Source organism: Streptomyces sp. NPDC014764, assembly GCF_043082785.1.
In the GTDB taxonomy this organism is placed as follows: domain Bacteria; phylum Actinomycetota; class Actinomycetes; order Streptomycetales; family Streptomycetaceae; genus Streptomyces; species Streptomyces althioticus.
Genome location: NZ_JBIBXY010000007.1, coordinates 1 through 21487, shown reverse-complemented (window position 1 = coordinate 21487; position 21487 = coordinate 1). Strand labels below are relative to the sequence as shown.

General features: G+C 71.5%; 19 protein-coding genes, 1 rRNA gene, 1 pseudogene and 1 riboswitch. Of the genes and pseudogenes, 8 read left to right on the top strand and 13 right to left on the bottom strand.

What is annotated here, in order from left to right; genetic code table 11:
* Positions 1-73: 73 nt before the first annotated feature.
* Positions 74-1594 carry a glutamate--cysteine ligase gene (locus ACF1AG_RS18765; protein WP_391810064.1) on the bottom strand — a complete coding sequence of 507 codons (1521 nt, stop codon included), beginning with the start codon at positions 1592-1594 and terminating at the stop codon, positions 74-76.
* 565 nt (positions 1595-2159) lie between these two features.
* On the opposite strand from ACF1AG_RS18765, the gene ACF1AG_RS18760 reads away from it, so the two are divergent.
* The 7 genes and pseudogenes from ACF1AG_RS18760 (at position 2160) to ACF1AG_RS18730 (ending at position 6894) form a co-directional block, all read left to right on the top strand.
* Positions 2160-2744 (top strand): hypothetical protein, encoded by a 585-nt coding sequence (locus ACF1AG_RS18760; RefSeq protein WP_359600762.1) that lies wholly within the window; start codon positions 2160-2162, stop codon positions 2742-2744.
* 329 nt (positions 2745-3073) lie between these two features.
* The gene (locus ACF1AG_RS18755; RefSeq protein ID WP_359600763.1) at positions 3074-3274 is read left to right on the top strand and encodes a DUF5999 family protein; all 201 of its coding nucleotides are present in this window, start codon (positions 3074-3076) and stop codon (positions 3272-3274) included.
* 154 nt (positions 3275-3428) lie between these two features.
* Positions 3429-3644: pseudogene (locus tag ACF1AG_RS18750) on the top strand (substrate-binding domain-containing protein); the annotation flags it as partial.
* A gap of 42 nt (positions 3645-3686) precedes the next feature.
* Positions 3687-4082, top strand: coding sequence for a helix-turn-helix transcriptional regulator (locus ACF1AG_RS18745; RefSeq protein ID WP_359600764.1), 396 nt, complete (start codon positions 3687-3689; stop codon positions 4080-4082).
* Between the two features lie 161 nt (positions 4083-4243).
* Positions 4244-5002, top strand: coding sequence for a molybdate ABC transporter substrate-binding protein (gene modA, locus ACF1AG_RS18740; RefSeq protein WP_359600765.1), 759 nt, complete (start codon positions 4244-4246; stop codon positions 5000-5002).
* Positions 4999-5832 (top strand): molybdate ABC transporter permease subunit, encoded by an 834-nt coding sequence (gene modB / locus ACF1AG_RS18735; protein ID WP_391810063.1) that lies wholly within the window; start codon positions 4999-5001, stop codon positions 5830-5832. The genes modA and modB overlap by 4 nt, the downstream gene beginning before the upstream one ends.
* 3 nt (positions 5833-5835) lie before the next feature.
* Positions 5836-6894, top strand: a complete 1059-nt coding sequence (locus ACF1AG_RS18730) for an ABC transporter ATP-binding protein (RefSeq protein ID WP_359600767.1) — start codon at positions 5836-5838, stop codon at positions 6892-6894.
* 68 nt (positions 6895-6962) lie between these two features.
* Here the strand turns inward: ACF1AG_RS18730 and gcvP are convergent, their stop codons facing one another.
* Positions 6963-9848, bottom strand: coding sequence for an aminomethyl-transferring glycine dehydrogenase (gcvP, locus tag ACF1AG_RS18725; protein WP_387797228.1), 2886 nt, complete (start codon positions 9846-9848; stop codon positions 6963-6965).
* Positions 9849-10022: 174 nt separating this feature from the next.
* Positions 10023-10118, bottom strand: a riboswitch (glycine riboswitch).
* A 113-nt stretch (positions 10119-10231) separates the two neighbouring features.
* Between gcvP and ACF1AG_RS18720 the strand changes: the two genes are divergently transcribed.
* On the top strand, positions 10232-10597 hold the full coding sequence (locus ACF1AG_RS18720; RefSeq protein WP_387797230.1) for a PRC-barrel domain-containing protein: 366 nt from the start codon (positions 10232-10234) through the stop codon (positions 10595-10597).
* Positions 10598-10948: 351 nt separating this feature from the next.
* Here ACF1AG_RS18720 and ACF1AG_RS18715 read toward each other — a convergent pair whose 3' ends face one another.
* The 11 genes from ACF1AG_RS18715 to rrf form a co-directional block, all read right to left on the bottom strand.
* Positions 10949-12349, bottom strand: a complete 1401-nt coding sequence (locus ACF1AG_RS18715; protein ID WP_391810062.1) for a DNA polymerase IV — start codon at positions 12347-12349, stop codon at positions 10949-10951.
* A 65-nt stretch (positions 12350-12414) separates the two neighbouring features.
* Positions 12415-13098: a MerR family transcriptional regulator gene (locus ACF1AG_RS18710; RefSeq protein ID WP_359600771.1), complete on the bottom strand. Its 684-nt coding sequence runs from the start codon at positions 13096-13098 to the stop codon at positions 12415-12417.
* Positions 13099-13287: 189 nt separating this feature from the next.
* Positions 13288-13761 (bottom strand): bifunctional nuclease family protein, encoded by a 474-nt coding sequence (locus ACF1AG_RS18705; protein WP_004934251.1) that lies wholly within the window; start codon positions 13759-13761, stop codon positions 13288-13290.
* A gap of 100 nt (positions 13762-13861) precedes the next feature.
* The gene (locus ACF1AG_RS18700; RefSeq protein WP_391810061.1) at positions 13862-14602 is read right to left on the bottom strand and encodes a MerR family transcriptional regulator; all 741 of its coding nucleotides are present in this window, start codon (positions 14600-14602) and stop codon (positions 13862-13864) included.
* A 40-nt stretch (positions 14603-14642) separates the two neighbouring features.
* The gene (locus ACF1AG_RS18695; protein ID WP_359600773.1) at positions 14643-15569 is read right to left on the bottom strand and encodes an FHA domain-containing protein; all 927 of its coding nucleotides are present in this window, start codon (positions 15567-15569) and stop codon (positions 14643-14645) included.
* 61 nt (positions 15570-15630) lie between these two features.
* Positions 15631-16653 (bottom strand): DUF881 domain-containing protein, encoded by a 1023-nt coding sequence (locus ACF1AG_RS18690; RefSeq protein WP_359600774.1) that lies wholly within the window; start codon positions 16651-16653, stop codon positions 15631-15633.
* A gap of 5 nt (positions 16654-16658) precedes the next feature.
* Positions 16659-16991 (bottom strand): small basic family protein, encoded by a 333-nt coding sequence (locus tag ACF1AG_RS18685; protein ID WP_006134295.1) that lies wholly within the window; start codon positions 16989-16991, stop codon positions 16659-16661.
* On the bottom strand, positions 16988-17890 hold the full coding sequence (locus ACF1AG_RS18680) for a DUF881 domain-containing protein (protein WP_391810181.1): 903 nt from the start codon (positions 17888-17890) through the stop codon (positions 16988-16990). The genes ACF1AG_RS18685 and ACF1AG_RS18680 overlap by 4 nt, the downstream gene beginning before the upstream one ends.
* Before the next feature lie 174 nt (positions 17891-18064).
* Positions 18065-20560, bottom strand: a complete 2496-nt coding sequence (locus ACF1AG_RS18675; protein WP_359600776.1) for a mannose-1-phosphate guanyltransferase — start codon at positions 20558-20560, stop codon at positions 18065-18067.
* A 114-nt stretch (positions 20561-20674) separates the two neighbouring features.
* Positions 20675-21283 (bottom strand): CDP-alcohol phosphatidyltransferase family protein, encoded by a 609-nt coding sequence (locus ACF1AG_RS18670; RefSeq protein ID WP_359600777.1) that lies wholly within the window; start codon positions 21281-21283, stop codon positions 20675-20677.
* Positions 21284-21392: 109 nt separating this feature from the next.
* Positions 21393-21487: ribosomal RNA gene (gene rrf / locus ACF1AG_RS18665) — 5S ribosomal RNA — on the bottom strand; the annotation flags it as partial.

Below are 21487 nucleotides of genomic sequence, written 5' to 3'. Positions count from 1 at the left end.
CGATCAGTATGAATGCAGTACCTGTGCGGCGGGCCGCGGGCCCGGGGCGCCGGTCAGTCCCTGCCGGGTCCGGTCAGGCCGTCGTCGGCACCGGCTCCGGCAGCCCGACCGGCCAGGTGTGCACGGGCTCGCCCCGCTTGGTCAGCTCGCGGTAGCGGCGGGTGGTGGCCGCCAGTGCCTCCTCCCGGCCCAGTCCGGCGTCCAGCGCCCGGTGGAAGGTCGCGGCCTGCCAGGACGCGCCGTTCACCCGGCGCCGGCAGCGCTCCTCGATCACCCCGAGGTACCGGTCCCGGTCGGCGGGCGCGATCCCCCAGGCGTCCAGCCCGGCCCCGGCGAGCGGCAGCAGCTCCTCCCGTACGAGGGTGACCGCGTCCACCTCGCCCAAGCCGCCGAGGCGTCCGCGCCGGGGCCAGGTGAAGCGGGCGTCGATGCCGTCCTTGCAGGCGGCGTCGAAGTTGGCGGCGGCGGCCTCGAACGGCAGCCGGCTCCACACCGGGCGGCTGTCCTCGGCGAGGGCGCGGACGAGTCCGTAGTAGAAGGCCGCGTTCGCGATCACGTCGGTCACCGTGGGCCCGGCGGGCAGCACCCGGTTCTCCACCCGCAGGTGGGGCACGCCGTCGGCGATGTCGTAGACGGGGCGGTTCCAGCGGTAGACGGTGCCGTTGTGCAGGACGAGTTCGGAGAGCGCGGGGACGCCCCCGCGGTCCAGCACCTCGAGCGGGTCCTCCTCGTCGCAGATGGGCAGCAGGGCCGGGAAGTAGCGCAGGTTCTCCTCGAAGAGGTCGAACGCCGAGGTCACCCAGCGCTCCCCGAACCAGGTGCGCGGCCGCACGCCCTGTGCCTGCAGCTCGGGCGGGCGGGTGTCGGTGGACTGCTGGAACAGCGGCGGCCGGGACTCGCGCCACAGCTCGCGGCCGAACAGGAACGGCGAGTTGGCGCCGACCGCGATCTGCGCGGCGGCGACCGCCTGGGCGGCGTTCCACACGTCGGGGAAGCGTTCCGGCGTGACCTGGAGGTGCAGCTGCACCGAGGTGCACGCCGCCTCCGGGGCGATCGACTTCGAGGTGCACCTGAGGTGCTCCACGCCGTCGATGTCCAGGGTGAAGTCCTCGCCGCGCGCGGCGACGATCTGATCGTTGAGCAGCGCGTAGCGGTCGACGGCGGAGAGGTTGGAGGAGACGAGGTCGTCGCGGTCGAGGGTCGGCAGGATGCCGATCATCACGATCCCCGCGTCCACCTCCTGGGCCTTGCGGTCGGCGTAGGAGAGCGAGGTGCGCAGTTCCTCGTCTAGCCGGTCGAAAACCCTCCCGCCCAGCCGGTGGGGGGCGATGTTCACTTCCAGATTGAACATCGCGAGTTCCGTTTGGAAGTCCCGGCTCGCGATGCGTTCGAGGACTTGCGCATTCAACATTTTCGGCATGCCGTCGGCGCCCGCGAGATTCAGCTCGATCTCCAGCCCCATCAGGTTCCTGGGGCGGTCGAACCGCTTCTCCGCCAGGAGTCGCTCCAGGCCTGTCAGGCACCTGCGGAGCTTCTCGCGGTAGCGCTGGCGATCGGACAGGTCGAACTGACCTGCCACGACCTTTTCCCCCATCGAAGCGTCCCTCCTCGGATGGCGTACCGAAGATCGGCCGCCGGGGTCCCGGTCCACAAGGGAGGATGCCCCGCGGATGCGATCGATAACGTCCCGGATCCGTGTGGCGCCCGCTACTCTGGTCGAGGTGTCCAGTGGCACATTCACGGGGCAATACGCGGGAACGCGTATCACGGCGCCGTTGCGAACCCGTGAAAAGCGCCGACCGGAATGGGCCGACCGCTCGGCAGTCATTGCCCGAGGTCAGTGCGGTGAGCCCTTTGGGGAATCGTCATCTTTTTCGCATATCGCCGACCGGAAATACCCTTGCCGGGGCCGCCGGGGAGAGCTAGACGAAACATAGTCTCAACCCGTGTCGTATAAACTCCCTTCACAAGGCAGAACCAGGTTGGCGCCCACGGTCGAGTGATCCAGCCGTGAGACGGCGTGCGGCTCTCCTCACCCCCGTCTCCCGCTCAGACCCTCCGGGCCCCTGCCTCTCTGACCTTCGCGAGCTGACAGCGCCGTCCGCACCGCCACGCCCCGCCCTCGCGCCACTGTGCCTTCGAATGAGAGGCGACCCACCATGCCGCTGCACGTACCCCCGGCTCCCGCGCCCGCACTGCGTTCCGTCCTGACCGCGCTCTCGTCTCCGACCGCCGTGCGCGACGCCCGAACTCCCTCCCTGCTCCGCGCACAAGGGCCCGCCTCGGCCGAACTCCCGCTGCCCGTGCACGTCCTCGACCGGGTCACCGCCGACGGCGACACCTCGACGACGCTCGCCGGATGGCGCTTCCTGATCCGCACCGGCGACCGCGCCGTGGCGGCCGCCGACACGGTGCTCACCGCCGACGGCTGGGCCTTCTCCCGCTTCTTCGAGGGCCCGTACATCGCGTCCACCGAGCTGGCCCTGCGCCAGGCGGAGACGATGACGCAGCCCTACCAGCCCCGCCTGCTGTCCGTGCCCGGCCTGTACATGCTGGCGCTCTGGCTGCACGGCGACACCGAGGCGGACGGCGCAGCCGGCGGCCCGGCAGCCACCGACCTGCTGGTGCCGCTCGCGCCCGCCCCGCCCGGGATCGCCGCCCACCGGCCGCACCAGGTCACCGAACTGCTCCCGGTGCTCACCCACCGCGTCACGCCCACCCGGCTGCTCGGCTCACCCGCCTGACCCGCCCGCTTCCGCACCCCGTCGCCCCACCCGGGCGGCGGGGTGCGTGTGTGCCGGGTGACAGGGCGTACTCATGTGCGGACTAGTCCCGTCCGGCCACTGCGAACCACCCGAAAGGACAGTGCAGTTGGGATGAACCGTCCGCGTGGGTGACGCGTCATGAACCTGTGAGGAACGGTGCCGCGAAATGCCTGCGGATCCTCGTCCGCGGGGCAACACTGGATCCCGACCGACTCATCACCACGGGGGCGGCCATGAACGACGATTCACGCCGCGCAACTGACACGACAGTCCACACACAGGTCATCACAGAGCGAGAGAACCCACCCATGTGCCAGCACCAGCCACCGTGCCCCTCAGCCGACTCCACCGACCGGGAATCCGCCCGTCTCGTGGCGCACCACCCGGAGCAGGGCTGGAGCCTGCTGTGCAACGGTGTCGTGCTCTTCGAGGACACCGGTGAACTCCTGCCCGACGGCAGCGTCGTCGCCCCGCAGCGGTCCCGGGACGTCACACTGACGTCCGCCTGAGCACAGCCGGGCGGGACGGCGCCGCCCGGGGAATCACAAGGGACCGGACCGCGGGACGACGCCTCCGCGCCCCGGCCCGCACACGCCTGCACGGCTCCTCGCCCACCGCGGCCCGGCGCAAGGGCACGAAGACGGCCGCCGCGCGAGGCCCGCGGCGCCGCAGGACATGGGCGTCATCGGCTTCGACGACCTCCCGAAGGTGCGCCGGTCGACCCCGCCGCTCACCACGGCCCGTCTGCCCTCGCCGACAGGGGAGCCTCCGCCGTCCGTACGGTGCTCCGGCTCGACCGCGGGGAACAGCCGGACTCGCCCCGCCTCGACCGGCACCGGTCTGGCCGTGCGGGCGAGCACCGCACCGCACGCGTCGTAGCCGCTACGTCCACGGCGGGCGTCGCGCCCTATCGTGACCGGCATGCAGTCCTACACGATCGGCCAGGCAGCGCGGCTGCTCGGCGTCAGCCCGGACACCGCACGCCGCTGGGCGGACGCGGGACGCCTCACCACCCGCCGCGACGACGCCGGACGCCGGGTGGTCGACGGCCGTGACCTGGCGGCGTTCTCCGTCGAGCTGGCCAGGTCGGCCACGCCCGAGGAGGACACCCCGTACACCTCGGCCCGCAACGCGTTCCCCGGCATCGTCACGGCGATCAAGCTCGGCGACGTCGCCGCCCAGGTGGAGATCCAGGCAGGCCCCCACCGTCTGGTCTCGCTGCTCACGCGGGAGGCGGTCGAGGAACTGGGCCTGGAGGTCGGAGTGGAGGCCACGGCCCGGGTGAAGTCGACAAACGTCCATATCGACCGCACCTGAGCGCATCCTTCATCGAACCGCACATGCAGGCCTACAAGGCATCACACCACCGCTCATACGAAGCGACAGGTGCCCTTTGCCTCGCAGATGCGTCATGATGGAGCAACGCGCGGGGTGAGAGTCCCCCCGCGGATGCCCGCCGCCGCGAGGGAGTGCACCGGATGATCCGTTCCGCCCGCATGGCCGCCCTCGTAATCCTCGCCTCCCTGGGACTCGGTGCCTGTTCCTCGCCGGGCAGCGGCGACAGCGGCTCCGTGACCGTGTTCGCCGCCGCCTCGCTGAAGGAGAGCTTCACGGAGCTGGGCGAGCGCTTCGAGGAGAAGCACCCGGGCACCGAGGTGACCTTCAACTTCAACGGCAGCGACTCACTGGCCGCCGGCATCGTGGGCGGCGCCCCCGCCGACGTCTTCGCCGCCGCCAGCCCCTCCACGATGGCGCGCGTGACGGATGAGAAGCTCACGTCGGACGCGCCGGTCACCTTCGCGCGCAACCGTCTCGTCATCGCCACCGCTCCCGGCAACCCGCACGGCATCGGCTCCCTGAAGGACCTGACCGCCCCCGGCCTGAAGGTCGTGCTCTGCGACGAGACCGTGCCCTGCGGCGCAGCCGCCCGCAAGGCCCTCGCGGCGGCCGGGGTGGACGTCGCACCCGCCTCCTTCGAGCAGGACGTGAAGAGCGCCCTGACCAAGGTGCGGCTCGACGAGGCGGACGCCGCCGTCGTGTACCGCACGGATGTGAGGGCGGCCGGTGACACAGTGGACGGCGTGGACTTCCCGGAGGCCGCTGAGGCCGTCAACGACTACCCGATCGCCCGGCTCGAGAACGCCCCCGACGCACCGGCTGCGGACGCCTTCGTCGCGTTCGTGACGTCACCGGAAGGCCGGAAGGTGCTCGGGAAGGCCGGTTTCCTCGCGCCGTGACCAGCACCGCCCACAACACCCTCCGCAAGGCCCGCCGGCCCCGCGCCGTCGGCCGTGGTGTCCCGCTCGCCCTCCTCGCGCCCGCCCTGATCGGTCTGGCGTTCCTCCTGGTGCCGCTGCTGGCCCTCGTCGTCCGGGCGCCCTGGCGCGACCTGCCCGAACAGCTGACCAGCCCCGCCGTGTGGGACGCGCTACGCCTGTCGCTGGTCTGCGCGACCATCGCGACCGCGCTGAGCCTGGTCGTCGGGGTGCCGCTGGCCTGGCTGCTGGCCCGCACCGACTTCCCCGGGCGAAGCCTGATACGCGCCCTGGTGACCCTGCCGCTGGTGCTGCCGCCGGTGGTCGGAGGTGTCGCCCTGCTGCTGGCGCTGGGCCGCAACGGCGTCGTGGGCCGCTGGCTGGACGAGTGGTTCGGCGTCACCCTGCCGTTCACCACCGCCGGTGTCGTCCTCGCGGAGACCTTCGTCGCGCTGCCGTTCCTGGTGATCAGCGTCGAGGGCACGCTGCGGGCCGCCGACCCGCGGTTCGAGGAGGCCGCGGCCACCCTGGGCGCGTCCCGCTTCACCGCGTTCCGCCGGGTCACCCTGCCGCTGATCGCCCCGGGCGTCGCGGCGGGGGCCGTGCTGGCCTGGGCCCGCGCGCTCGGCGAGTTCGGCGCGACGATCACCTTCGCCGGGAACTTCCCGGGCCGCACCCAGACCATGCCGCTCGCGGTCTACCTCGCCCTGCAGAACGACCCGGCCGCCGCGATCGCCCTCAGCCTCGTGCTGCTCGCGGTGTCCGTGGCCGTGCTGGCGGGACTGCGCGACCGCTGGACGAGGGCCGTCTGACCCATGACGAGACATCCGGAACCCCAGGGCCTGGACGCCCACCTCGTCGTCGAACGCGGATCCTTCCGCCTCGACATCGCGCTGACGGCCGCGCCCGGTGACGTGGTCGCCCTGCTCGGCCCGAACGGAGCGGGCAAGTCCACCGCGCTGCGGGCCCTGGCAGGACTCGCGCCCCTCACCGACGGCCGTCTGCGCCTCGACGGCACGGATCTCGCCCGCACCCCGCCCGAGTCGCGTCCGGTGGGCGTCGTCTTCCAGGACTACCTGCTCTTCCCGCACCTCAGCGCCCTCGACAACGTGGCGTTCGGCCCACGCTGCCGCGGCGCCGGCAAGAGCGAGGCCCGTAATCGGGCCGCCGCGTGGCTGGAGCGGATGGGGCTGGCCGAGCACATGGGCGTCAAGCCCGAGCGGCTCTCCGGCGGCCAGGCCCAGCGCGTGGCGCTCGCCCGCGCCCTGGCCACCGACCCGCGCCTGCTGCTCCTGGACGAGCCCCTCGCCGCCCTCGACGCCCGCACCCGCCTCGAGGTCCGGGCACAACTGCGCCGCCACCTGGCCGACTTCGAGGCCGTCGCGGTCCTGGTGACGCACGACCCGCTGGACGCGATGGTGCTGGCCGACCGGCTGGTCGTCGTGGAGCACGGCCGCGTGGTGCAGGAGGGCGCCCCCGCCGACATCGCCCGCCACCCGCGCACCGACTACGTCGCCCAGCTCGTAGGCCTGAACCTGTACCGCGGCCGGGCGGACGGCCACACCGTACGGCTCGACGCGGGGCCCGAGGTGAGCACCACGGAGGAGCTGTCGGGGCCCGCGTTCGTCGCGTTCCCGCCCGGCGCGGTCACCCTGTACCGGGACCGGCCGACCGGCGCCAGCGCGCGGAACCTGTGGCGCTGCGAGGTGGCGGGGCTGGAGAGCCACGGCGACCAGATCCGCGTGGAGCTGACCGGTGAACTGTCCCTGGCCGCCGACCTCACCGCCGTCGCCGTGGCCGAACTGGGCCTGCACCCGGGCGCACCGGTCTGGGCGGCGGCGAAGGCCGCACAGACGCACGCCTACCCCGCCTGACGCACGCCCGGGCACGCGGAGGGGCCCCGCCCGGATCGCCCGGGCGGGGCCCCTCACTTCCGCGTGGGTCAGTCCTCGTACGCGTCCAGCGGCGGGCAGGAGCAGACCAGGTTGCGGTCGCCGTAGGCCTGGTCGATGCGGCGCACCGGCGGCCAGTACTTGTCGGCGGCGTTCACCTCGCCCGGGAACACGGCCTCCTGGCGGGTGTAGGCGTGCTCCCACTCCCCGCCGAGCACGGACGCCGTGTGCGGGGCGTTGCGCAGCGGGTTGTCGTCGGCGGGCCACTGGCCGGAGCCGACCTTCTCGATCTCGGCGCGGATGGCGATCATCGCCTCGCAGAACCGGTCGAGCTCGATGAGGTCCTCGGACTCGGTGGGCTCGATCATCAGCGTGCCGGCCACCGGGAAGGACATCGTCGGCGCGTGGAAGCCGTAGTCGATGAGGCGCTTGGCCACGTCGTCGACGGTCACGCCGGTCGCCTTGGTGAGCGGGCGCAGGTCGATGATGCACTCGTGCGCGACCAGCCCGCCGGGGCCGGTGTAGAGCACCGGGTAGTGCGGTTCGAGGCGCTTGGCGATGTAGTTGGCACTCAGCACAGCCACCTGCGTGGCGCGCTTCAGGCCCTCGCCGCCCATGAGGCGGACGTACGCCCAGGAGATGGGCAGGATGCCCGCCGAGCCCCAGGGGGCGGCCGAGATGGGTCCGACGCCCGTCTCCGGTCCGGCCTCCGGCTGCAGCGGGTGGTTCGGCAGGTACGGGGCGAGGTGGGCGCGGACGCCGACCGGGCCGACGCCGGGGCCGCCGCCGCCGTGCGGGATGCAGAACGTCTTGTGCAGGTTCAGGTGCGAGACGTCGCCGCCGAAGTGGCCGGGCTTGGCCAGGCCGACCAGGGCGTTGAGGTTGGCGCCGTCGACGTACACCTGGCCGCCGGCCTCGTGCACCTGGGCACAGATGTCGGCGACGTGCTCCTCGAAGACGCCGTGCGTCGACGGGTAGGTGATCATCAGCACGGCCAGCTCGTCGCGGTGCTGCTCGATCTTGGCGCGCAGGTCCTCGACGTCGACCTCGCCGTTCTCGGCGGTCTTGACGACGACGACCTTCATGCCGGCCATCACGGCGGACGCGGCGTTGGTGCCGTGCGCGGAGGACGGGATGAGGCAGACGGTGCGCTGCTCGTCGCCGTTGGCGCGGTGGTAGCCGCGGACGGCGAGCAGACCGGCCAGCTCGCCCTGGGAGCCGGCGTTGGGCTGCAGGGAGACCTTGTCGTAGCCGGTGACCTCGGCGAGACGTTCCTCCAGCTCGCGGATGAGCGTGAGGTAGCCCCCGGCCTGCTCGGCCGGGACGAACGGGTGCAGCTGGCCGAACTCGGGCCAGGTGACCGGCTCCATCTCGGTGGTCGCGTTGAGCTTCATGGTGCAGGAGCCCAGCGGGATCATGCCGCGGTCCAGCGCGTAGTCGCGGTCGGCGAGGCGGCGCAGGTAGCGCAGCATGGCCGTCTCGGAGCGGTGCTGGTGGAAGACCGGGTGGGTGAGGTAGTCGTCGGTGCGCAGCAGCGCGTCCGGCAGGGCGTCGGACGCGGCGGCGTCCAGGGCCTCGACGTCGCCCTCGGCGCCGAAGGCGCGCCACACGGCGGTGACCTGGTCGCGGGTGGTGGTCTCGTCGCAGGCGACGGAGACGGTGTCGGCGTCGACGAGGCGCAGGTTGACGCCGTTGTCACGGGCGGCGGCGACGACCTCGGCGGCCCGGCCGGCGACCCGCACGGTGAGCGTGTCGAAGTAGGAGCCGTGCACCACCTCGGCGCCGCCCGCGCGCAGCCCCTCGGCGAGGATCGCGGCGTAGCGGTGGGTGCGCCGGGCGATGGTCCGCAGGCCCTCGGGACCGTGGTAGACGGCGTACATACCGGCCATGACGGCGAGCAGCACCTGCGCGGTGCAGATGTTGCTGGTGGCCTTCTCGCGGCGGATGTGCTGCTCACGGGTCTGCAGGGCGAGGCGGTACGCCTTGTTGCCGTCGGCGTCGACGGAGACGCCGACGAGGCGGCCCGGCAGGCTGCGTGCCATCTTGTCCTGGACGGCCATGTAACCGGCGTGCGGTCCCCCGAAGCCCATGGGGACGCCGAAGCGCTGCGTGGTGCCCACCGCGATGTCCGCACCCAGCTCGCCGGGCGACTTCAGGAGGGTGAGGGCCAGCAGATCGGCGGCGACGGTGACGAGCGCACCGCGCTCGTGCGCCTGGTCGATGACCGGCTTGACGTCCCGTACGGCACCGGAGGCGCCCGGGTACTGGATCAGGACGCCGTTGATCTCACGGCCGTCGAGTTCGGCGGGGATGCCGTGCGTCAGGTCGGCGACGACGACCTCGACGCCGGTCGGCTCGGCGCGGGTCTCGATGACGGCGATGGTCTGCGGAAGGGCGTCCGCGTCGACCAGGAACAGGCCCTTCTTGTTCTTGCCCATGCGCCGGGACAGCGCCATCGCCTCGGCGGCGGCGGTGCCCTCGTCCAGCAGCGAGGCGCCGGACGTCGGCAGGCCGGTCAGCTCGGCGACCATCGTCTGGAAGTTCAGCAGCGCCTCGAGCCGCCCCTGCGAGATCTCCGGCTGGTACGGCGTGTAGGCCGTGTACCAGGCGGGGTTCTCCATGACGTTGCGCAGGATGACCGGCGGGGTGAACGTGCCGTAGTAGCCCAGGCCGATCATGGAGCCGAGGACCTGGTTGCGGTCGGCGAGGCCGCGCAGCTCGGCGAGCACCTCGGCCTCGCTGCGGGCGCCGGGCAGCTCCAGCGCGTCGGCGTTCTTGATGACGTCGGGCACGGCTGCGGCGGTCAGCTCGTCGAGCGAGCCGTAGCCCACCTGGGCCAGCATCTTCGCCCGCGCCTCGTGGTCGGGCCCGATGTGGCGCTGCTCGAAGGGAATTCCCTGTTCGAGCTCGGAGAGCGGGGTACGCGGGGCAGTCATTGAGGAGGCCTCCTGGTCCGACGACCTTCGAGGGGCACCACGGCGCAGGTGCCCGGACGGCCTCCCCCTCTGTCATCTCAACCTGAGAGTTTCACCGGGACGCCGCTGGCGGTCCGGTTTTCACCGTCGGTGAGAGCGGAAGCCGTCGACACCCGCCCTGCTTTCCAGAGTGACCTCGTCCGTGCGGTACGTGTGCCTGAGAGATTCCGGGGAGGATTTGCTCCTTCGGCGCCTCCGGTGGTGCCTGGAGGACTCTCCCGCACGGGGTCAGCGGCCGTTGCCAGCGTACCAGCGAGGTCCGGGCCCCGGCCTTCGAGTGGCCGTTCCGCCGATTGTGCCTTTCTGTAGTGCTATCGGATGAGTTTGCTACGAGTGGAGGGCCCGTGCAGACCGACATCGACCCGCGCCACCTTATCGGCCGCAAGGCGTACGACCGCAACGGCACCCGCATCGGCACGATCGACGAGGTCTACCTCGACGACGCCACCGGCGTGCCGGAGTGGGCGGCGATACGCACCGGCCTGTTCAGCCGGGACGCCTTCGTGCCCCTGGAACCCAGCGAGCTGATCGACGGGGCCCTGCACGTGCCGTTCGAACGGTCCCTCATCAAGGAGGCGCCGGACTTCGGCGTCGGCCGCCATCTCTCCCCGGAGCAGGAGCTCCAGCTGTACCACCACTACGGCCTGGACGTGGGCGCCCCTCCCCCACTCCCGGACCACGACTTCGGCAAGCTGGCGGGCCAGGAGTAGCCGACGCCACCCAGGACGGCGGTCCGTCACGACCTTCCGCCCCACCGCTCCGCGCCCCGGCTGCACCGCCCGGCCCGGGGGACGTCGTCCGCCCCACAGCCCCGGCTGCACCGCCCGGCCGGGGCACGGCTGCACCGCCCGGCCCGGGCACGACGCTCGTACGGAAGCCCAGGACCGGCCCGCAGCCCTTCGCCGGAGCAGCGCAGCACCGTCAGGCGACCGTGTCTCACGGTGGACCGCCAGGACGCAGCCTGCGGTGCGCCGTCCTGGCCCGTCCCGCACGCGGTGAACAGGGACGCGCCGGCGCCCCGCAGCGTCAACGCGTACCCGGCGCCGGCCCCGCCCGCGCCGTCACGCCTCCAAGGGGCGAGGCGGAGGCGCCTGCGGCGGGCGCATCGGTTCGGGCAGGTCCGGGGGCGCCTCCACGAGCGGCAGCGGGTCCGCTGCCTCCAACGCCGGGTCGTCGACGCGGAACGTCTTCACCCGGCCCGGCGCCGAGCCGGGTGTCTCGAAGCGGACCGTCACCCGGCCGAGGCCGCTGCCCTGCACCCACCCGTGCCCGTACTCGGTGTGCCGGACGTCGTGGCCCGCGGACCAGCGTCGCTCCACCGGGACCTCCGGGAGCGGCTCGGGCGCGGGCCCGGACTCCTCCTCCTCGGCGACCTCCTCCCCCGCACCGCCCGCCGCCTGGGCGAAGAGATCCTCCTGCGTGTAGTCGGCCAGCCCGCTCACGCCGACGCCGAGCAGCCGTACGCCGCCGGTGGTGTCCACCGAGTCCAGCAGTCGCGCCGCCGCCTCCCGGACGACGGCCGGGTCGTCGGTCGGGCCGCGCAGCGTCTCGGACCGGGTCAGCGTGGTGAAGTCGTACCGCCGTACCTTCAGCACGATCGTGCGTCCGGACAGCCCCGCGCCCCGCAGCCGGCGCACGCAGCGGTCGGCGAGCCGCTGCACCTCCAGGCCGACCCGCACCCGGTCGTGGATGTCCACGTCGTACGTGTCCTCGACGGACACCGACTTCGTCTCGCGCTCGGCGACGACGGGCCGGTCGTCACGGGCCAGCGCCATCGCGTACAGCGCGTGACCGTGGGCCTTGCCCAGCAGCCGCACCAGTTCGTCCTCGCCCGCCTCCGCGATCTCGCCGACCGTGTGGATGCCCGCCCGCCGCAGATGGTCGCCGGTGGCGGGCCCGACACCCGGGAGGGTCCGAACGGACATCGGTGCGAGCATCTCCCGCTCGGTGCCGGGCTCGATGACGACCAACCCGTCCGGCTTCGCCTGCTCCGACGCGATCTTCGCCAGCATCTTGGAGGCGGCGAGCCCCACGGATCCGGTCAGTCCGGTGACCGCGCGGATGTCCGCGCGCAGCTTCGTGCCGACCAGCCGCGCCGACCGCTCGTCCCACGCTGTGTCCCCGGCCTCCAGGTCGACGAACGCCTCGTCGAGGCTGAGCGGCTCCACCAGGGGCGACAGGGCGCGCAGCAGCGCCATCACCTGGTCACTGATCGAGCGGTACAGCGCGAATCGGGGCACCAGATACGCGGCGTTCGGCGCGAGCCGCCGGGCCTGCGACATGGGCATCGCGGAGTGAACGCCGTGGACGCGCGCCTCGTAGGAGGCGGTGGCGACCACACCGCGGGGGCCCAGTCCGCCCACGATCACGGCCTTGCCGCGCAGACTCGGCTTGGACGCCTGCTCCACCGAGGCGTAGAAGGCATCCATGTCGAGATGCAGGATCGTGGGAGCGGATCTCACATCTCCGATGCTGCCCTACGCCACTGACAACGTCCTCGTCGGGCCGGGACCCGCACCGCGCGGGCTCAGACCGCGCGGTTCCTGCGCCGGGCCAGCTCGTCCATCGGGTTGTGGCCGATGAGTGTCTCCCCCGTGTCCACCCGCTCGCCGTGCAACTGCGACAGGGCGCTCTCGACGTCCCGCCACACCACGCCCACGGCGATGCCGAAGACGCCCTGGCCGCCCTGGAGCAGGGCGTGGACCTCGTCGGGCGACGTGCACTCGTAGACCGTGGCGCCGTCGCTCATCAGCGTCATGCGCTCGAGGTCGTCGAAGCCGCGCTCGCGCAGATGCTGGACGGCGGTGCGGATGTTCTGCAGGGACACACCCGTGTCCAGGAACCGCTTGACGATCTTCAGCACCACGACGTCGCGGAAGCTGTACAGCCGCTGCGTCCCGGATCCGTGGGCCGGCCGCACGCTCGGCTCGACCAGTCCCGTGCGCGCCCAGTAGTCGAGCTGGCGGTAGGTGATGCCGGCCGCGGCGCAGGCCGTGGGCCCCCGGTAGCCGATCTCCTCGGACGCCATGGCCACCGCCCCTCCACCGCCCGGCACAGCCGTCGGTCGCTGCGGAGCGGGATCGATCGCACCGCCGCGCGCGGGATGCCCCCCGCCCGAGCGGACCGGAGAGCCCTGGGGAGGATACGGCCCGCCCGCCCCGAAAACGCGTCCGGGGGCACCCCCAGCCGTACCGTCGCCGCTGCTTCTCACGCCGACCTCCGTCCTTGACCTGCCTCCTCGACGGTAGGCAGTCACCAAGGGTGCGTCAACGATCGCCACACTCGGCACGCCGAGTGATAATCACCCTGAGAGTGGTTTCCCGTGCCCCGTCGCGGGGAAAGGCTAGCCGAATGTCCTCGGCGCGGGCCGCGAGCGACGCAGGACCCGGGAGGAAACGGCTCACTGGTTGCTGGTCCCGAAGTCCTCGGGCGAGATCTGGTCGAGGAACTCGCGGAACTTCTCCACCTCGTCCTCCTGCTCGTCCGGAATCGCGATGCCGGCGTCGTCCAGCACCGTGTCGCTTCCGTAGATCGGCGTTCCCGTGCGCAGGGCGAGTGCTATGGCGTCGGACGGACGGGCGCTCACCTCGACACCGCTGGCGAAGACCAGCTCGGCGTAGAACACGCCTTCCCGCAGGTCGGTGATGCGCACTTCCGTGAGCTCCTGTCCCACGGCCTCCAGCACGTCCTTGAACAGGTCGTGGGTCAGCGGCCGTGCGGGCGCCATGCCCTGCTGGGCGAAGGCGATGGCCGTCGCCTCCCCTGGGCCGATCCAGATGGGGAGGTAGCGGTCGCCGCCCACTTCACGCAACAGCACGATCGGTTGGTTGGAGGGCATTTCGACCCGGACACCTACGACATCGAGCTCGTTCACACAGCAACCCTAGGCCGTGCCCGGGACGTTTGGGTAGTCGGGCCGGGATCGGGTGGCCGATCCGGCCCCGCTGTGCTGTTCCCCGGAGGTTCCGAGGCCCTCAGGGCAGCCGCACGCCGAGCGCCGACCGCACCAGCGCCGCGTGCAGCTTCACGGTGAGGCCGGCCAGTTCCCTGGTGCGGTCCTCGGCGTGCGCCCTGGTCTGCGGGTTGCGGTGGCGGCGCAGCGGCGCGACGACCTGTTCCACCAGTCCGGCCTCACGCTCGGCGGCCGCCTTCATGGCCCGCAGATGGCGGGGCTCGATCCCGAACCGGCCGAGTTCGGTGAGGAGCCCGGCGACGGTGAGCGCCTCCGCGTCGTACACCCCGTCCCCGACCGGGACGAGCAGTCCGTACGACTCCCACTCGGCGAGCTGCTGCTCGTCGACGCCGGCGGCGGCGAGCAGCTGGCAGCGCCCGACACGGGCTGCGGTGGTCGCCTCCGGCGCGCAGTCGGCAGGATCCTCGCCGTCACCCGGACGGCTCAGCGCCGGCAGGGGCAGGGCCTCGCCCCGCTCCATGGTCTCGAGGTGCTCCCGGATCACCTTGAGCGGCAGGTAGTGGTCGCGCTGCATGCGCAGCACATGCCCGAGGCGGTCGACGTCCTCGGCGCTGAACTTCCGGTACCCCGACGGGGTGCGGCGCGGCTCGACGAGCCCTTCCGACTCCAGGAAGCGGATCTTGGAGATGGTTACCTCGGGGAACTCCTCGCGCAGCACGTTCAGCACCGCGCCGATGCTCAGCAGTCCGGTGTCCGTGACGGCGGCGCCGCTGCCGGCGCCGCCGCTCGGTGTGTGCACCATCGCCCCTTCCTGGAGCCCCCGGGACCGCTGCCGGGGGCCGTCAGTAGTTCTGCTGGCTCGCGTAGAAGACCAGTCGGTACTTGCCGATCTGGACCTCGTCGCCGTTGGACAGGGCGACCTGGTCGATCCGCTCGCGGTTGACGTAGGTGCCGTTCAGGCTGCCGACGTCGGCGACCGTGAACGAGCCGTCCGGGTTGCGGCGGAACTCGACATGGCGCCGGGAGACCGTCACGTCGTCGAGGAAGATGTCGCTCTGCGGGTGACGCCCGGCCGTGGTCAGGTCGCCGTCCAGCAGGAAGCGGCTTCCCGAGTTCGGCCCGCGGCGCACCACCAGCAGGGCGGAGCCCAGCGGCAGCGCGTCGACGGCGGCCTGCGCCTCCGGCGAGAGCGCCGGCACCTGGTGCTGGCCGGTGGCCTCGGAGTCGTAGGCCTCGAGGCCGGAGATGGAGATCGTGGACGTCGTCTCGGAGGGGCGCTCCGGGGTGACGCCCGGCTTCAGCGGCGCACCGCAGTTGGAACAGAAGCGGCTGTTCTCCGCGTTGCGGTTGCCGCACCTCGAACACACCAGGGCCGACATGGACGGATCCTCCTGCCGCGGCTGCCCGCCGGGGGCGTGGGACGCGTACGGACCGGAGTGACCTCCGCCCGCACCTGGGCTCGACGGCTGTCCAGAACCTATGCCGCCCGACCGCGCAGGGTCAACGGAGGCCCCGCCCGTCTCGTCCCGGAACAGCGGACGCTGATCATCCGCACCGGGCTGTGCGCGGTGACGAGCGGTCGCGCTGTCGCCGTCCTCTCGCCGCGCGCTCTTGCCGAACAACTTCCCAAACAACTTCACGGGCGATTCCCCTTGACCGAAACAGACCCGCCCGTGGGGCAGGACGAACCCTGACTGAACACATTGGCCGACCCGGACATCTTCACAACGTCCGCCTCCGCCAGACAGTTTCCACCACGCACCACCCATTCGGTGCGCCGACCCCCCGCAACCTCATGCCCTGGCCGGACAACCCCCATGCACCGCCGGTTCACTGGGAGGACGACCGAGCGTAGTCAGGCCGCTTCGGCGCTCGCAAGGCGTCCACAACGATCTTGTCCGACCGCTCCACGGTAACGGTGGCCTGTTCCTTCTCGAGCGTCTGCACCACGCCTCCGGGGATGTTGAGCGCCGGCTCCAGGTCCTGCGGCTTGCCGATGACCTTGAAACGATACGGGGACTTGATCTTGTTCCCGTCCACGGAGACTCCGCCGTCCGCGTCCGACAGATACGTGCCGGCCACCACCCGCACCCCGTTCACCTGGATCGCCTCCGCGCCCGCGGCACGCAGCTCCTGGACGGCGTCGAGCAGCATGTCCGACTCGACCGTCCCCTTCGTGTCCTCGATGGTCATCTCGATGCCGGGCCCCTGCGCGGCCACGGTGCCCGCGAGGACGCCGAGTTGCCGTTCCTTCTCGATCGTCTGCCTGCGCGCCTCCTCGGCCTGGTCGGAGCTGTTCTCCAGCTCCTCCCGCTGCTTCTCGAGACCCTGCTTCTCGTCTTCAAGACGCTCGGTCCGGTCGTCGAGTTCATCGAGGATGCGCACAAGATCTTCCTGGCGCGCGCCGCGCAGCGCGCTGTCGGTGTCGCTGGTGGAGGCGACCTGGACGGCGAGGCCGAATCCGAGGCCGAACAGCAGCAGGGCGACGATCAGTTGCGCGCGGGTCACGCGGGGCGGCCACAGCCCGTTGACGAGCCGCCTCCGTCCGGTCAGCTCGGGCTCGCCCGGCTCGTCGGCGGCGGACGTCCCTGAGGCCTGCGGCGTCTGCGGCGCCCGGGGCTGCCGGGACGCGGGGGGCGTGGGCGTCCGGCGGGGTGGCTCGCTCGCGCCGGCCTTCTCGGACGCGGCCTGCGGGGCGGCCGGGGGCACCTCCGCGGGCAGCTCCCGGCGCAGCCCGTGCGGCGGCACGGCCTCGGGCGCGGGCGTGTCGGGAGTGGATGCGGGCGTGTCGGGGGCGGACCGTGGCGGAGTGACCGCCGGGCGCGTCGTCTCGGGCTGTTCGCGCTCGCTCATCGGCCTCACGCCCGGAACACATGGCGGCGGATCGCCGCCGCGTTGGAGAAGATGCGGATGCCGAGGACGACGACCACACCCGTGGACAGCTGCGCCCCCACGCCGAGCTTGTCGCCGAGGAACACGATCAGCGCGGCCACGACGACGTTCGACAGGAACGACACCACGAAGACCTTGTCGTCGAAGATCCCGTCGAGCATGGCCCGCAGACCGCCGAACACGGCGTCCAGAGCGGCGACGACGGCGATCGGCAGGTAGGGCTCGACGACCGCCGGCACCTCGGGCCGGACCAACAGGCCGGCCACCACTCCCACAATGAGGCCCAGTACGGCGATCACGATGTGCCCTTCTCGGTTATCGGCTGTGCGGTTCGTACGGTCACACTCGGTGCGGCGGGCAGCCGGACGTCGTCCTCCACGGACAGGGCCGTCCGGATGCCGTAGTTCTCCTGCAGGACGTGCAGGTACACCCCGTCGGCGCTGTCCTGGAACCGGTCCCCCAGTTCTTGGCCGTCCCCCACCGCCAGCACCGTGTACGGCGGCACCAGCGGCTTGTTGTCGACCAGTATCGCGTCTCCCGCGGCCCTGATCGCCGACAGGGCGGTCAGCCGCCGCCCGTTGATCGAGACGGCCTCCGCGCCGGACTCCCACAGCCCGTTGACCACCCGCTGGAGATCACGGTCGCGGACCCGGCCGGTGTCGGCGAAACCGGACGAGGAACGGGCGTCGCCGTCGCCGCCGGAGGCGGTGTCCTCGGCGTCGTTCACCACGAGCCGTACGCCCGGTCCGTGGACGGGCGTCGCGCCCGAGAGGATGCCCAGGAGCGTCGACCGGTCGCCGCCGCTGTCCCGCAGCGCCTCGCGCTGCCGCGCGCCGACTTCCTCCCGCAGTTCGTCGACGCTCTTCTCGAGCCGGTCGGCGGCCGCGGTCTCCTCGTCGATACGGTCGATGAGCTCCTCGCGCTCCTTGGCGACGACCGGAGCGGCGACCCGGGCCTGGGCCGCGCCGACGGTGACCACGCACGCGGCGAGAACGAGCCCCGCCGCCAGACCGAGTTTCGCCCGCAGGGTCCTCGGCAGGCCGCCGGTCCCATCGCTCCGCTTCCGGGCGGCGGCCTCCGCGTAGCCGTCGTCGAGACTGTGGTCCATCACGTTGGTGATCAACGACATGGACGCGTCCGGGCGCGCGGGCCGCGCGGGTGTGCTCCGAACGGGGGGTTGCTGCGGCATGCCGCACATAGTCCCACGCCGCACCCCCGACCTCCGAACGACCCCGGCGGGGGGGGGGGGGGGGGCCCGGGGGGGGGGGGGGGGGGGCCCCCCCCCCGGGGGGGGGGGGGGGGGGGGGGGGGGGGGGGGGGGGGGGGGGCCCCCCCCCCCCCGCCGCCGGTCGTCGTGTCTACTGCGGGAGGGTCACTTGCCGGCGCTGTCCACGACCGCCGACCACTCGTCGAGCAGCGCCTGCGCGGAGGCGTCGTCGGGGCCCTCGGCCCACAGGTGGGTGACGGCCTCGGCCGGGTCGGGCAGCACCATCACCCAGCGGCCGTCGGCCTCCACCACGCGCACGCCGTCGGTGGTGTCCACGTAGCGGTCCCCGGCCGCCTCGACGACCCGGCGCATGACCAGGCCCTTGACGGCCCAGGGGGTCGCCAGGTCCCGCTTGAGGACGTGCGCCCGCGGGATACGGGCGTCGATCTGGCTCAGCGTGAGCTGGGTGCGCGCGACCAGTCCGATGAGCCGGACGAACGCGGCGGTGCCGTCGTAGACGCTGCTGAACTCGGGGACGATGAAGCCGCCCTTGCCGTCGCCGCCGAAGATCGTCCCTTCCTCACCGCCGACGCGGGTGAGGTCGTCGGGCGAGGTGGTCGTCCACTCGACCTGCGTGCCGTGGTACGCCGCCACCTGCTCGGCGATGCGGGTGGTGGTCACCGGCAGGGCGACACGGCCGCTGCGCCGCTCGGAGGCGACCAGGTCGAGCATGACGAGCAGCGCCCGGTCGTCCTCGATGATCCGCCCCTTCTCGTCGACCAGCGACAGCCGCTCGCCTACGGGGTCGAAGCGGACGCCGAAGGCGGCGCCGGAGGACGCCACGATCTCCCCGAGCCGCACCAGGCCGGCCCGGCGCATGTCGGCCGTCTCGGTGGGCCGGGACTCGTCCAGACCGGGGTTGATGGTCAGCGAGTCGACGCCCAGCTTGCCGAGCAGGCTGGGCAGCACCAGGCCGGCGCTGCCGTTGGACGCGTCGACGACGACCTTCAGACCGGACTCGGCGATGCCGGTGATGTCGACGTTCCGCAGCAGCGACCCGGTGTAGGAGTCGAAGACGCTCGCCGGGAAGTGCAGGTCACCGATCTCGCCGGGGAAGGCACGCCGGTACTCCTGCCGCGCGAACACACGGTCCAGCTTGCGCTGGCTGCCCTGTGACAGGTCGGCGCCCTGCCCGTCGAAGAACATGATGTCGACGGAGTCGGGCACACCGGGCGTGGTCCGGATCATGATGCCGCCGGCGCTGCCCCGCGCGGTCTGCTGCCGTGCCACGGGCAGGGGCACGTTCTCCAGGTCGCGTACGTCGATGGCGCTGGCCTGGAGCGCGGAGATGACCGCGCGCTTGAGGGCTCGGGCCCCTCGGGAGTGGTCGCGGGCCGTGGTGACGGTCGAGCCCTTCTTCAGGGTCGTCGCGTAGGCGCCGGCGAGGCGGACGGCGAGCTCGGGCGTGATCTCGACGTTCAGGATGCCGGAGACGCCGCGCGCGCCGAAGAGGTGCGCCTGGCCGCGGGACTCCCAGATGACCGAGGTGTTGACGAAGGCGCCCGCCTCGATGGTCTTGAACGGGTAGACCCGCACATTGCCCTGAACGATCGATTCTTCACCGATCAGGCACTCGTCGCCGATGACGGCGCCGTCCTCGATGCGCGCGGCACGCATGATGTCGGTGTTCTTGCCGACGACGCACCCGCGCAGGTTGCTGTGCTGGCCGATGTACACGTTGTCGTGCACGACGGCCTTGTGCAGGAAGGCACCGCTCTTGACGACGACGTTGGACCCGACGACCGTGTGCTCGCGGAGCTCCGCGCCGGCTTCGACCTTCGCGTAGTCGCCGATGTACAGCGGTCCGCGGAGCACGGCGTCGGGGTGCACCTCGGCGCCCTCGGCGACCCACACGCCGGGCGCCATCTCGAACCCGTCGATGTCGACGTCGACCTTGCCTTCGAGGACGTCGGCCTGCGCCTTGACGTAGCTCTCGTGGGTGCCGACGTCCTCCCAGTAGCCCTCGGCGACATAGCCGTAGATCGGCTTGCCTTCCTTCATCAGCTGCGGGAAGACGTCACCGGACCAGTCGACGGGCACGTCGGGCTCGACGTAGTCGAACACCTCGGGCTCCATCACGTAGATGCCGGTGTTCACCGTGTCGGAGAAGACCTGGCCCCACGTCGGCTTCTCGAGGAAGCGCTCGACCTTCCCCTCGTCGTCGACGATGGTGATGCCGAATTCCAGCGGGTTGGGCACGCGGGTCAGGCAGACCGTGACCAGTGCGCCCTTTTCCTTGTGGAAATTGATCAGCTCGGTGAGGTCGAAGTCCGTGAGGGCATCGCCGGAGATGACGAGAAAGGCATCGTCCTTCAGTGCCTCCTCGGCGTTCTTGACACTCCCGGCGGTACCGAGTGGCTTCTCCTCATTCGCATACGTGAGCTCCATTCCGAGCTCCTCGCCGTCACCGAAGTAGTTCTTGACCAGCGAGGCAAGGAACTGGACGGTCACAACGGTTTCGTTGAGTCCGTGCCTTTTGAGCAGCCGCAGAACGTGCTCCATGATCGGCCGGTTGGCCACCGGCAGGAGCGGCTTGGGCATGCTTGAGGTCATGGGGCGAAGACGGGTGCCTTCGCCCCCGGCCATCACGACGGCCTTCATGTCGGAAGCGTCCTCCTCGAAGAGACGACGGTCTGGCCGACTTCACCCGCCAGGAGTGCCGCACACATATTCAGCGTGGGACATCGCGCGCCACGTTGCGCGTGAGGAAGCGAGTCAATCGGCCATGGCGTCCGCACGGATCAAGCGGCGGACCTGGACCACATAGAGCACTCCTGCCCACCAATAGAGGGTTGTACCCCATCCGGCGAACGCCCAGCCGAAAATTGCAGCGAGTGACGAGATCCAACCACTACCGTCACTGAGCAGGAGCAACGGGAAGGCATACATCAAGTTGAAGGTCGCAGCCTTCCCCAGGAAGTTCACCTGCGGCGGCGGGTAGCCGTGGCGCCGCAGAATGCCCACCATGAGCAGGAGGACGAGTTCCCGGGCCAGCAGGACGAGGGTCAGCCAGAGCGGCAGGATCTCCCGCCAGGTGAGTCCGACCAGGGTCGAGAGAATGTACAGCCGGTCGGCCGCGGGATCGAGCAGCCGGCCGAGGCTGCTGATCTGGTTCCACCGACGGGCGAGCTTGCCGTCCAGGTAGTCGCTGACGCCGCTGAAGGCCAGCACCAGGAGCGCCCAGCCGTCGCTCTTCGGCCCGCCGAACTCCGGCCTCAGGATCAGCCAGAGAAACAGGGGTACGCCGACGAGCCGCGCCATGCTGAGCACGTTCGGGATGGTGAGGACACGGTCTGTCTGGACCCGTGTCTCCTGGACCTCCACCCGGGATCCTCCTGTGGGAAACGTTTCTACGATGCTCCCCGACCCTACCGCAACGCGAAAAAGCTCCGGCTCTCGGGCGGGGAGCCCAAGAGCCGGAGCTGTAATAGGAGTTCGGCGGCGTCCTACTCTCCCACAGGGTCCCCCCTGCAGTACCATCGGCGCTGTAAGGCTTAGCTTCCGGGTTCGGAATGTAACCGGGCGTTT

Excerpts from the sequence above, each read along its gene's own strand:
- ACF1AG_RS18765 (WP_391810064.1), bottom strand. The coding sequence starts at position 1,594 with ATGGGGGAAAAGGTCGTGGCAGGTCAGTTCGACCTGTCCGATCGCCAG.
- ACF1AG_RS18760 (WP_359600762.1), top strand. The coding sequence starts at position 2,160 with ATGCCGCTGCACGTACCCCCGGCTCCCGCGCCCGCACTGCGTTCCGTC.
- ACF1AG_RS18755 (WP_359600763.1), top strand. The coding sequence starts at position 3,074 with ATGTGCCAGCACCAGCCACCGTGCCCCTCAGCCGACTCCACCGACCGG.
- ACF1AG_RS18745 (WP_359600764.1), top strand. The coding sequence starts at position 3,687 with ATGCAGTCCTACACGATCGGCCAGGCAGCGCGGCTGCTCGGCGTCAGC.
- modA (WP_359600765.1), top strand. The coding sequence starts at position 4,244 with ATGATCCGTTCCGCCCGCATGGCCGCCCTCGTAATCCTCGCCTCCCTG.
- ACF1AG_RS18730 (WP_359600767.1), top strand. The coding sequence starts at position 5,836 with ATGACGAGACATCCGGAACCCCAGGGCCTGGACGCCCACCTCGTCGTC.
- gcvP (WP_387797228.1), bottom strand. The coding sequence starts at position 9,848 with ATGACTGCCCCGCGTACCCCGCTCTCCGAGCTCGAACAGGGAATTCCC.
- ACF1AG_RS18700 (WP_391810061.1), bottom strand. The coding sequence starts at position 14,602 with ATGGTGCACACACCGAGCGGCGGCGCCGGCAGCGGCGCCGCCGTCACG.
- ACF1AG_RS18695 (WP_359600773.1), bottom strand. The coding sequence starts at position 15,569 with ATGGGTGGTGCGTGGTGGAAACTGTCTGGCGGAGGCGGACGTTGTGAA.
- ACF1AG_RS18690 (WP_359600774.1), bottom strand. The coding sequence starts at position 16,653 with ATGAGCGAGCGCGAACAGCCCGAGACGACGCGCCCGGCGGTCACTCCG.
- ACF1AG_RS18680 (WP_391810181.1), bottom strand. The coding sequence starts at position 17,890 with ATGTGCGGCATGCCGCAGCAACCCCCCGTTCGGAGCACACCCGCGCGG.
- ACF1AG_RS18675 (WP_359600776.1), bottom strand. The coding sequence starts at position 20,560 with ATGAAGGCCGTCGTGATGGCCGGGGGCGAAGGCACCCGTCTTCGCCCC.